The organism is Bradyrhizobium sp. 521_C7_N1_3 (assembly GCF_052075975.1).
Taxonomy (GTDB): Bacteria; Pseudomonadota; Alphaproteobacteria; order Rhizobiales; family Xanthobacteraceae; genus Bradyrhizobium; species Bradyrhizobium japonicum.
The window spans coordinates 950,914-962,833 of the sequence record NZ_CP197232.1; the positions used below are offsets into that span (position 1 = coordinate 950,914).

Genomic DNA, 11,920 nt, shown 5'->3' on the forward strand with positions numbered 1-11,920 from the left:
GCAGGCGCGCCGGCTTCTGTTGCGGCGAGAGGCGGCGAGCGGCGGGTCCAACAGCATATTTCGCGGTGAGATCGCGACCGAGCGCGGTCTTCCGCAGCACCAAAGAGTTCATCAAGGATACTTTCTTATTTCGTCTTCAACTTGCCGATGGCTCGGCAAGTGTCCCGACCGGGTTCGTGGCCCTGACCCTGAGCAAGACTAGTGCCAGGGCCGAGCAAAAGAACGGCGCCGCTTTGACGTGCCTATGACAATAGCGCGACACCGCGGCAGCGGGGACTCTGACACGGTTCCTACGCGAATTCTGTGACTGGTTCCACAAGCCGGGAACAAATCTGACGCAACCGTGATGACGTCTCCCAAACAAAAAGGCCGGATCGACGATCCGGCCTTTCGGTTCCTGGGTGCGTAGCCCGGATGGAGCGAAGCGCAATCCGGGGTCTTTGCATCTGGTGAGATCGTCCCGGATTTCGCTGCGCTCCATCCGGGCTACGAAGAAAGCGGTCAGGCCGCCGCCTTCTTCGGCGCGAATCGGCCGTAGAAAGTTTCTCCCTTCGCGGCCATCTCCTCGAGAAGCTTCGGCGGGGTGAAGCGCGAGCCGTACTTCGCCTCCAGCTTGTGGCAGAGCTCGACGAATTTCTTCGTGCCCATGAAGTCGATGTAGGACAGCGTGCCGCCGGTGAACGGCGCGAAGCCGAAGCCGAGGATCGAGCCGACATCCGCCTCGCGCGGGTCGGTGATGACGTGGTCTTCGACCGTGCGCGCGGCTTCCACCGCCTGCACCACCAGGAAGCGCTGCTTCAGCTCCTCGATGTCGAGCGTGTCGGGGTCGAGCTGCTTCGGCTGCAGCGCTGACAGCCCCGGCCACAGGCTCTTCTGGCCCTTGCCCTTCTCGGGATAGTCGTAGAAGCCCTTGCTGTTCTTGCGGCCGAGACGGCCCTGGTTCTCGACCATCTCCACCATCAGCTTCTTCTGGTCGGGGTTGATGGCGTTCGGGCCAAGATCGGCTTCCGTCGCCTTCATGATCTTGAGGCCGAGGTCGAGTGCGACTTCGTCCGAGAGCGAGAGCGGACCGACCGGCATGCCGGCCATCTTGGCGCAGTTCTCGATCATCGCCGGCGGCACGCCCTCCAGGAACATCTCGTTGCCTTCGGCGACGTAACGGCCAACGCAGCGATTGGCGAAGAAGCCGCGGCTGTCGTTGACGACGATTGGCGTCTTGCCGATCTGCCGGACGTAGTCGAGCGCGGTCGCGAGCGCGACGTCGCCGGTGTTTTTGCCTTTGATGATCTCGACAAGCATCATCTTCTCGACCGGCGAGAAGAAGTGGATGCCGACGAACTTGCCTTGGTCCTTGAAGCCCTCGGCCAGCGAGGTGATCGGCAGCGTCGAGGTGTTCGACGCGAAGATCACGTCCGGCTTCAGATATTCCTGCGCCTTGGCAAACGTCTCAGCCTTGACCTTGCGATCCTCGAACACGGCCTCGATGACGAGGTCGACGTCCTTCAATGCGGCATAGTCCGCGGTCGGCGTGATGCGCGCGAGCAGCGCATCGGCGTCACCGGGCTTGGCACGGCCCTTCTTGATCTGCTCCTCGATCACTTTCTGCGCATGCGCCTTGCCCTTGTCGGCGCTCTCCTGGTCGCGGTCGATCAGAACGACGTCGAGGCCGGCACGGGCCGAGACGTAGCCGACGCTCGCACCCATGAAGCCGGCGCCGATCACGGCGATCTTCTTCACCTTGGTCGGGGCTACGTCCTTCGGACGGCGCGCACCCTTGTTGAGCTCCTGCATCGACAGGAACAGGCTGCGGATCATCGCGGCTGCTTCCTTCGAACGCAGCACCGAGGTGAAGTAGCGCGACTCGACGCGCAGCGCCGCGTCGATCGGCAGCTGCAGGCCTTCATAGACGCAGCTCATGATCGCGCGCGCGGCCGGATAATTGTCGTAGGTCTCGCGGCGATAGATCGCGTTGCCGGCCGGGAACATCATCATGCCGGCCTTGGAGAACACCGGACCGCCCGGCAGCTTGAAGCCCTTCTCGTCCCAGGGCGCGACGGCCTTGCCGCCGCCCTTGATCCAGTCCTTCGCTGCCTTGACGAGATCTGCCGCAGGGACGATGGCGTGAATGAGGTTCAGCGCCTTGGCCTTCTCGACCGTGACCGGATCGCCCTTGAGCAGGATCGTCATCGCGTCCTGCGGCGGCACCAGGCGTGGCACGCGCTGCGTGCCGCCGGCGCCGGGGAACAGGCCGACCTTGACCTCGGGCAGGCCGAGGCGCGTCTTGGGATTTTCCGCCGCCACGCGATAGTGGCAGCACAGCGTGATCTCGAACCCGCCGCCGAGCGCGAGGCCGTTGATCGCGGCCGCCCACGGCTTGCCGGAGGTCTCGATCGAGCGCAGCACCTGCGAGAAGCGCCGGCTCTGGTCGAACAGCATCTGGTTCGCGGCGGTCTCGTCCTGCTCCTTCAAGACCTTGGCGTAGGCCTGGTTCATGCCCTCGAGCATCGACAGGTCGGCACCGGCGCAGAACGCCTCCTTGGCGGAGGTGATGACGACGCCCTTCACCGCGGCGTCGGCCGTGGTTTCCTTGACGATCGCATCGAGCTCGCTGGTCGAGGTCTCGTCGAGCACGTTCATCGAACGGCCAGGGATGTCCCAGGTGACGAGCGCGATGCCGTCGGAATCGGTCTCAACCTTGAAATTCTTGTAAGCCATGTTGGTTGCTCCTCGGTGCCGCAGCCGATCTCAGGCGCGGCGGTTGACTGTGATCTCGTAGGGTGGGCAAAGGCGCTCTTGCGCCGTGCCCACCATTCTTCGCGGAGACAGCAATGGTGGGCACGCTTCGCTTTGCCCACCCTACGGCAGCTCGTTACACCCGCTCGATGATGGTCGCGGTGCCCATGCCGCCGCCGATGCACAGCGTCACAAGGGCGGTGGACTTGTTGGTGCGCTCGAGCTCGTCGAGCACGGTGCCGAGGATCATCGCGCCGGTCGCGCCAAGCGGATGGCCGAGCGCGATCGCGCCGCCATTGACGTTGATCTTGGCGTTGTCGATGTCGAAGGCCTGGATGTAGCGCAGCACGACCGAGGCAAACGCTTCGTTGAGCTCGAACAGGTCGATGTCCGACTTCTTCATGCCCGAACGCGCGAACAGCTTCTCGGTGACGTCGACCGGACCGGTCAGCATCATCGCGGGCTCAGAGCCGACGTTCGCGAAGGCGCGGATCTTGGCGCGCGGCTTCAGGCCGTACTTGCTGCCTGCTTCCTTGCTGCCGAGCAGCACGGCGCCGGCGCCGTCGACGATGCCCGACGAGTTGCCGGCGTGGTGCACGTAGTTGACGCGCTCGATTTCCGGATGCGACTGCACCGCGACGCCGTCAAAGCCGCCCATCTGCGCCATCATCGTGAACGACGGCTGGAGCTGTGCCAGCGACTGCATCGTCGTCGAGGGACGCATGTGCTCGTCCTTGGCGAGGATGGTGAGGCCGTTGATGTCCTTCACGGGCACGATGGACTTGTTGAACCGGCCCTCATCCCAGGCCTTGCCGGCGCGCTGCTGGCTCTGCACCGCATAGGCGTCGACGTCGTCGCGCGAGAAGCCGTACTTCGTGGCGATCAGATCGGCCGAGACGCCCTGCGGCATGAAGTAGGCCGGCACCGCCATCGAGGGGTCCATCGGCCAGGCGCCACCGGAGGCGCCGATGCCGACGCGGCTCATGGATTCGGCGCCGCCGCCGATCACCAGCCCATGCTGGCCGCTCATCACCTGGGCTGCGGCAAAATTCACGGCGTCGAGGCCGGAAGCACAGAAGCGGCTGATCTGCACGCCGGGCACGGCTTCACCGAGGCCGGCCTTGAGCGCGGCGAAGCGCGCGATGTCGGAGCCGGCTTCGCCGACGGGGTCGACCACGCCGAGCACGACGTCGTCGACCGAATCTTCGGGCAGGTTGTTGCGGTCCTTCAGCGCCTTCAGCGGCACGGTGGCGAGCGCGAGCGCCGTCACCTCGTGCAGCGCGCCGTCAGCCTTGCCGCGGCCGCGCGGGGTTCGGACGTGGTCGTAGATATAGGCATCTGCCATGGGAGCCTCCTGATTGCAGTTATTGGTTACGACCGCGGCGCGGTCGGATCATTGGCGAAGCGGGAAGCCTCAGAAAGCTTCCGCCGGCAGTTCCATGATGGTGGCGCAGCCGGCCTGGATGCGCGCGAGATTGGCGGCGGTCTCCGGCAGCATGCGCTCCATGAAGAAGCGGCCGGTGACGAGCTTGGTCGAGAGATAGGGCGTCGCTCCGCTCGCGGCAATCTTCGCCTGCGTCACCTTGGCCATCTTCGCCCACATGTAGCCGAGCGCGACGAAGCCGAAGAGATGCAGGTAATCGGTTGCAGCAGCACCCGCATTGTCCGGCTTCGCCATGGCGTTCTGCATCAGCCAGGTCGTGGCCTGCTGGAGATGGCCGAGCGAGGCCGAGAGCGGCGCGATGAAGGGTTTTAGCGCCTCGTCGCCGCCGTTCTCCTTGGCGAAGGCCATGACCTCACCGAAGAAGGCCATGATGGCGCGGCCGCCGTCGCGCGGCAGCTTGCGGCCGACGAGGTCGAGCGCCTGGATGCCGTTGGCGCCTTCATAGATCATGGCGATGCGGGCATCGCGGACGAACTGCTCCATGCCCTGCTCCGCGATATAGCCGTGGCCGCCATACATCTGCTGCGCCTGCACCGCGTTGGCAAAGCCGTAATCGGTGAGGAAGCCCTTCAGCACGGGCGTCATCAGGCCCATGTGGTCGTCGGCGGCCTGACGGTCCTTGGGATCTTCAGAGCGATGGGCGACGTCGCTCTTCAGCGCGGTCCACATCACGAAGGCGCGCGCGGCCTCGTTGAAGGCGCGGATCGAGAGCAGCGTGCGGCGCACGTCGGGATGCACGATGATCGGGTCGGCCTGCTTGTCCGGCGCCTTGGCGCCGGTCAGCGAGCGGCCCTGGATGCGCTCGCGGGCATAGGCGACCGCGTTCTGATAGGCGACCTCGGACTGCGCGAGACCTTGAACGGCGACGCCGAGGCGGGCCTCGTTCATCATCACGAACATGCCCTGCATGCCCTTGTTCTCTTCGCCGATCAGCCAGCCGGTGGCGCCGTCGTAGTTCATCACGCAAGTGGAATTGCCGTGAATGCCCATCTTGTGCTCGATCGAGCCGCACACCACGCCGTTGCGTGCGCCGACCGAACCATCGGCATTGACCAGGAATTTCGGCACCACGAACAGCGACACGCCCTTGATGCCGGCCGGTGCACCCTCGATGCGGGCGAGCACGAGATGGATGATGTTGGGGGCGAGGTCATGCTCACCGGCCGAGATGAAGATCTTCGTGCCGGTGATCTTGAAGCTGCCGTCGGGCTGGCGGACCGCCTTGGTGCGGAGCATGCCGAGATCGGTGCCGCAATGCGGCTCGGTCAGGTTCATGGTGCCGGTCCACTCACCCGCCACCATCTTCGGCACGTAGGTCTGCTTCTGCTCGGGCGAGCCGTGCACGATCAGCGCCGCGGTCGCGCCCATGGTCAGGCCGCCATACATCGAGAACGCCATGTTGGCGGAGATCTGGAATTCGTTGACCGCCTGGCTCAGCGTCACCGGCAGGCCCTGGCCGCCGAACTCGGTCGGCGCCGACAGGCCAAGCCAGCCGCCCTCCGCCACTTGCTTGAAAGCGTCCTTGAAGCCCTTCGGCGTGGTGACGCTGCCGTCATCGGCGCGCTTGCAGCCTTCGAGATCGCCGACGCGGTTGAGCGGCTGCAGCACTTCTTCCGCGAGCTTCGCGGCTTCGCCGAGAATGGCTTCGCGCACGTCGCTCGACGCATCGGAGAAGCCGGCGAGGTTGTCGTAGCGATCGATCTGGAAGACGTCGTTGAGCAGGAAGTTCACGTCTTCGACGGGGGCTTTATAGATCGGCATGGTGGTCTCCCGGCAGGCGGTCTGAAGTGATGATGTTGGCTTATGATTGAACGGCGGCCAACTGCTCCGCCATCAGGCGGTGCAGCATGTTGATCGCCTTGAGCGGACGCACCATCACCTTGAAATGGGTGATGCGTCCCTCGGCATCGAAGGTGATGATGTCGACACCGTTGATCTCGATGCCGTCGATGACATTCTTGAATTCGAGCACGGCGCCGTTGGCGCTTTTCCACTCGCCGACATAGGAGAAGCCGGGACCGCCGAGCACCTTCTCGGCACTGGCGAGATATTTGAAGGTGATGTCGCGTCCGCGCTGGGGCGAATGCACCACGGGGCTTTCGAACACGGCGTCGGGGTGGAGCAGGTCCCAGAGCGCGGCGCGGTCGTGGGACTTCATAAAGGCGTACCAGGAATCGAGGCCGGTCATTCTCAGGTGCCTCCCTTGATCAAAGGCCTTCTTGGTCAAAGGCCTTGGCAAAAACGCGAAAACAACCCCATGCACAGTAGCGCGATGGCCGATAAGGGCGGGTCTGAAGCTTGCCTCATATGCACATTGACGCATATGCACCGATGCGCATAAAGTCAAGTCAATTGGTCGAGACCTCGAAAGGGAGCTGGTGCCATGGCGCTGGGCGACGCAATCCTCGCATGCCTGACGGAACGTCCGATGACGGGCTACGAGCTCGCCAAGACATTCGATTCCTCGATCGGCTTCTTCTGGAAAGCCGACCACCAGCAGATCTACCGCGAGCTCTCCAAGCTGCGCGACCGCGGCTTCATCCAGGGCCGCGAGGTCGTTCAATCGGGCAAGCCCAACAAACTGATTTATACGCTGACTCCCGAGGGCCGAACAGCGCTGCGGCACTGGGCCGCGCGGCCGAGCACGCCGCCCTCGATCAAGGACGACCTGCTGGTGCGGCTGCACGCGCTCGACAGCATCGACATCGAGCCCATGCGCACCGATCTGATGGCCCGGCTGGAGCACCACCGCGACCGGCACGAGAATTACGAGCGGATCCTCAAGAAGCGATTTCCGGAGGGCTCGGCGTCGGGCGTGCTCGACCTCGGCAATCTGCTGCTGCTTCAGCTCGGTGCCCGCCACGAGCAGATGGTGGCCGATTTCTGCGAGGAGGCACTCCAGGCGCTATCGGCGATGAGCGGCAAGGGCACGGTCGTGCCGCTGGAGGACGGCAAGCGGGAGGGGAAGGGCTGAGCCTGCGCAGCCCTAGTACTTCGTGACGACCGGCCTATCCCAGTTGAGCCGGACATTGACGCCGGCGCGGACGATGTCGTCCGTCAGCCTGACGTCGCGCGTGACGGCGCCGCTGATCGGCGGATCGACATATCGTTTGCTGCCAAAATCGACGTGCACATATTCGAGCTTGAGGGTCACGGCGCCCCAGGTATCGACATAGGCCGCCCATTCGCCACCGAGCCCGGCCGCCAGGCCGGTGCGGGTCTGGGAGCTGGTGACCTGCACCGCCTGGTTGGACACGGTGACCTCGGTGCCGGCGAAGGCGATACCGGCCGTGCCGTAGATCAGGAACTGATCGAGCGCGTAACCGACACGGCCGCGGAACATATCGATCCATTTTTCCCGCGTGCCGCTCGTCACCCCGACGTTGAAGGGCGGCAGATCCTGCACCTTGCCGTGCTGGTTGGTCCATGACGCGTCGTTCTCGAAGCCGAGCACGGTCTTTTCGATCTGGAAATCGCAGCCGAAGACTCCGCCCGCGACGGCCGCGCCGCTGAGATTGAAAGTCCCTGTGATCGTCGGCCCGGAGACGTCGCCGGCGCGCCGGACATGCTCGCTCTTGCCCCAGTTTCCGCCGCCCTGAATGCCGACATAGCAGCTGGTCCAATTGTATCCCGCGGGCGCCGGTGCCTTCACCGCAGGCGCTGCCGCCGGGGCATCGGCGGCAACGGCATGCGATGCCAGTCCGGCCGCCATCGCGGCCACGAGCAACCTTTTCATGTCAGCCAACAATCCAGTCAGGCAAGAGCCTGCCCGTGGATCGGGCCGCTCTCTATCCCTTGAGACGTGCGGATCGGGCGCGCGGCGAAATCTTTGTCGGGGCGCGGCTTCGGGGCGGGGCCAACGGAGGCAAGTTGGTTCTCGACGCCCAACTTTAAGACACCGGCAACGCGTTCCTTAACCCGTTATTTACCGTAACAGGAAAAAGTCGGTTTTCGAGGCAGACGACCCGCGCCAAATCCGATTGTCTTTGCAACCGGCACGCGTGGGGAGGCTGGAGGCGCCGGGTGGGGCGCCGGAGTCGGAACCGGACAGAGTCATGAATTCGCGCGTATCGTGGAGTGTTGACGGCATCGATCCATCCGTCAGGGAGCGGGCCGAAGCTGCTGCGCGTCGCGCCGGCATGTCACTCAACGATTGGCTGAACTCCACGCTCGGCGAGACGGCCCCGCCGAACTTTCGCGGACCTTACGATCAACGCCAAGATCAACGCCAAGATCAACGCCAAGAGCAGCGTCAAGAGCAGCGTCACGATCAGCGCCCGCCGCAGATGCCGAGCCAGGAGAGCCGCGACGTCGCCGACATCCACCAGCGGCTCGACGCGATCACCCAGCAGATCGAACGGATTTCAAAGCCCGCGCCGCGGCCGGACGTCTCGCGCGAGCAGGGCGTCGCGCGCCAGCTCAACGACGCGATCTCGCGGCTTGATGCGCGGCTGTCGCAAATCTCAAAGCCGCAGCAGCCTCAGCCGCCGCGGCCGGCACCCGTCGAAACGCGCCAGCGCCAGGCCGATGCGGTCGAGCGTGCCGCAGCCCAGGTCTATCGCAACTCACCGCCCTTGAGCCCCGCGTCGTTCGACGTTGCCGTCGCCGAGATCACGGCACGGCAGAGCGAGCTCGACGGCTTTGCGCCGCGGCAGATGCCGCCGCGCGCCGCGCCGTCGATTGCACCGACGGCAGCGCCTTTCGCGCCCCCGGTGGCGCCGCCCGCGCCTGCCTATGCACCGCCGCCCCCGCAGCCGGGGCCTGATTTCTCGTCGCTCGAGCGCCATTTGCTCAAGATCACGAGCCAGATCGAGTCGCTCCAGCGCCCTGACAACACCGAGCAGGCGATCAACGCTTTCCGCAGCGAGCTTACCGAGATCCGCCACGCCATCACCGAGGCGATGCCGCGCCGCGCGATCGAATCGATCGAGAACGAGATTCGCTCGCTGCACCGTCGCATCGACGAGACCCGCTCGTCGGGGACGGATGGCCAGGTCCTGTCGGGCATCGAGCACGCGCTGTCCGAGATCAAGCAGGTGCTGCGCACGCTGACGCCGGCCGAGCAACTCACCGGCTATGACGAGGCAATCCGCAATCTCGGCGCCAAGCTCGATCTGATCCTGCGCGCCAATGACGACCCGTCGACGGTCCGCCAGCTCGAAGGCGCGATCTCGGCGCTGCGCGGCATCGTCTCCAACGTCGCCTCCAACGAAGCCCTGGCGCGTCTTTCCGAAGACGTGCAGCTGCTGTCGTCCAAGGTCGACCAGGTCACCCGCTCGTCCGGTCCCAGCGACAGCTTTGCCGTGCTGGAGCAGCGCATCGCGGCGCTCACCGCCGCGCTGGAAACGCGCGAGCGGCCGCAGCCTTCCGAGAGCAGCGAGCATCTGGAAGCTGCGATCCGCGCGCTGTCGGATCGTTTCGACCGCATGCAGGTCGGCAACGATTCCGCGTCGACCTTTGCGCATCTCGAACAGCGGGTCTCGTATCTGCTGGAGCGGATCGAAGCCGCCTCCGATCCGCGCAACGGCAATTTAAGCCGCGTCGAGGACGGGCTGCACGACATCCTGCGGCATCTGGAGCGGCAGCAGGCGACCTATTCCGCCCTCGCCGAAAGCCGCAATTCGGCACCGTCTGCCGATTCCGGCATGGTCGATCTGGTCAAGCGCGAGCTCTCCGACCTCCGCTTCAGCCAGGCCGAGACCAACCGCAGCACCCAGGATTCGCTCGAGGCCGTGCACAGCGCGCTCGGCCATGTCGTCGATCGCCTCTCGATGATCGAGGGTGATCTGCGCGCGGTGCGCACGGCGCCGCCGGCTCCCGCTCCGCAGCCGATGCCCAGTTCGACGTCCATGTCGATGCCGATGGCCGCGCCCACGGAGCCCGCGCCTGTCGCGCGCGAGCCGCAGCAGCCGAAATACGATCCGAAGCCGGAGCTGCAGAACCCGGCCGCCGCGCAACAACTGCCACAGGGCGCCTTCGTCGCCGCGCCGCGCGAATTCCATGCCGCCGCACCGGCCGCGCCGCCGCCGGTGCCAATTGCACCGCCCGTTCCGCCGCGTGCGATCAGCGAGATCCTCGAGCCGCACACGGTGCCCACGCGCGCCGCGCTCGCACCGGAATTGCCGCCGGACCATCCGCTCGAGCCGGGCACACGGCCGGGCGGCCGCGTCGCCACGCCGTCGGAGCGCATTGCCGCGTCCGAAAGCGCGATCAGCGAAATCCCCGCCGCGCCGAAAGAGCCGGTGTCGTCGTCGAGCTTCATTGCGGCCGCACGCCGCGCCGCGCAGGCCGCCGCCGCGCAGCCGGAAAAGCCGGCTCGCGGTGCCAAGGCAAGTGCAAAGGCAGCCGCCAAGGCGGCCATCGCAGGCCGCACCAAGGACAAGGGCCAGGAAGGCGGCTCGACCATCACCTCGAAGATCCGCTCGCTGCTGGTCGGCGCCAGCGTGGTCGTGATCGTGCTCGGCACCTTCAAGATGGCGATGAACCTGCTCGATGGCGGCAGCGCGCCGCCGTCACCGCAGGCGATGGAGAATTCGTCGAGCGCGCCCGCGCCGCAGGCTCCTCCGCCGCCGGTCGAGACCAAGCCCGCCACGCCCGAGCAGGTCACGCCTTCGATGACCTCGCCGACGCCGATCGGGAAGCAGTCGCTGAATAATCCCGCGCCGGCTCCTGTGGCAGGGGCGGGCAGTTCGGCTTCGGTCGAAATCCCGCCGGTCCCCGCGACGCCACCGCCGCCTGCGGCGAGCAACGACGTCACCGGCGCGCTGTCGGGCGCGAGTCGCGCGAAGCTTGGCATGATCCAGGTGCCGCCGAGCGAGAAGCTCCCTGACGGCATCGGCGGTCCGGTGCTGCGCACCGCCGCGATGAAGGGCGATGCGACCGCGGCCTACGAGATCGGCGTGCGCTTTGCCGAGGGCAAGGGCGTCGCTGCGAACTACGATGAAGCCGCCAAATGGTACGACCGCGCGGCGCAGGCCGGTGTGGTGCCCGCGACCTTCCGGCTCGGCACGCTCTATGAGAAGGGCCTCGGCGTGAAGAAGGACGCCGACATCGCCCGCCGCTACTACACGCAGGCCGCCGAGCGCGGCAACGCCAAGGCGATGCACAATCTCGCGGTGCTCGACGCCGACGGCGGCGGACGCGGCGCGAATTACAAGAGCGCGGCGCAGTGGTTCAGGAAGGCCGCTGATCGCGGTGTCGCCGACAGCCAGTTCAATCTCGGCATCCTCTATGCCCGCGGCATCGGCGTCGAGCAGAACCTCGCCGAGTCCTACAAATGGTTCACGCTTGCGGCCGGGCAGGGCGATGCTGACGCTGCGGGCAAGCGCGACGACGTCGCCAAGCGGCTCGATCCGCAGTCGCTCGCCGCCGCCAAGCTCGCGATCCAGACGTTCAGCGCCGAGCCGCAGCCCGACGACGCCGTCAACGTTCCCGCCCCGAACGGCGGCTGGGACAGCGCGCCGCAGGCAAACGCAAAGCCCGCGCCGAAGCCGGTCGCGACCAAGCGCTCGGCCTCGGCCGCGCATTAAACAATTTTAGTACGCGCCTTCCTCTTGTCGTCGCCCGGCTTGCCGCCTTCGCTGAAGCTTCGGCGTGCCGAGCGCTCGTGTGGGCCTCGGCGTAGCCTTGGCGGAGCCGGGACCGGGCGACCCGGTGTTCCAGAGACGCCGGTTTGATGCGGAGCGGCTGCGGCGTACTGGATGCCCCGGTCAAGCCGGGGCATGACAGCGGAGCAAGTGGCGA

At 66.0% G+C, this 11,920-nt stretch carries 7 protein-coding genes; 2 read left to right on the forward strand and 5 right to left on the reverse strand.

Annotated elements, in window-relative coordinates; all coding sequences use genetic code 11:
• Positions 1 to 501: 501 nt before the first annotated feature.
• The 4 genes from AB7008_RS04400 to AB7008_RS04415 all read right to left on the reverse strand — a co-directional run bounded on the left by AB7008_RS04400 (position 502) and on the right by AB7008_RS04415 (position 6,365).
• Positions 502 to 2,715, reverse strand: coding sequence for an FAD-dependent oxidoreductase (locus tag AB7008_RS04400; protein WP_375791024.1), 2,214 nt, complete (start codon positions 2,713 to 2,715; stop codon positions 502 to 504).
• Between the two features lie 154 nt (positions 2,716 to 2,869).
• The gene (locus tag AB7008_RS04405) at positions 2,870 to 4,078 is read right to left on the reverse strand and encodes an acetyl-CoA C-acetyltransferase (RefSeq protein ID WP_441258504.1); all 1,209 of its coding nucleotides are present in this window, start codon (positions 4,076 to 4,078) and stop codon (positions 2,870 to 2,872) included.
• Positions 4,079 to 4,147: 69 nt separating this feature from the next.
• Positions 4,148 to 5,938 (reverse strand): acyl-CoA dehydrogenase C-terminal domain-containing protein, encoded by a 1,791-nt coding sequence (locus AB7008_RS04410; protein ID WP_441258505.1) that lies wholly within the window; start codon positions 5,936 to 5,938, stop codon positions 4,148 to 4,150.
• Positions 5,939 to 5,978: 40 nt separating this feature from the next.
• Positions 5,979 to 6,365 (reverse strand): nuclear transport factor 2 family protein, encoded by a 387-nt coding sequence (locus tag AB7008_RS04415; RefSeq protein WP_441258506.1) that lies wholly within the window; start codon positions 6,363 to 6,365, stop codon positions 5,979 to 5,981.
• 195 nt (positions 6,366 to 6,560) lie between these two features.
• Here AB7008_RS04415 and AB7008_RS04420 point away from each other — a divergent pair, with 195 nt between their 5' ends.
• A complete protein-coding gene (locus AB7008_RS04420; protein ID WP_028151641.1) occupies positions 6,561 to 7,151 on the forward strand; it encodes a PadR family transcriptional regulator in 591 nt (196 codons plus the stop codon).
• 12 nt (positions 7,152 to 7,163) lie between these two features.
• Here the strand turns inward: AB7008_RS04420 and AB7008_RS04425 are convergent, their stop codons facing one another.
• Positions 7,164 to 7,913 carry an outer membrane protein gene (locus AB7008_RS04425; RefSeq protein ID WP_441258507.1) on the reverse strand — a complete coding sequence of 250 codons (750 nt, stop codon included), beginning with the start codon at positions 7,911 to 7,913 and terminating at the stop codon, positions 7,164 to 7,166.
• 319 nt (positions 7,914 to 8,232) lie between these two features.
• Here AB7008_RS04425 and AB7008_RS04430 point away from each other — a divergent pair, with 319 nt between their 5' ends.
• Entirely contained in the window at positions 8,233 to 11,706 is a 3,474-nt protein-coding gene (locus tag AB7008_RS04430; protein ID WP_441258508.1) for a hypothetical protein, read from the forward strand.
• Positions 11,707 to 11,920 lie beyond the last annotated feature (214 nt).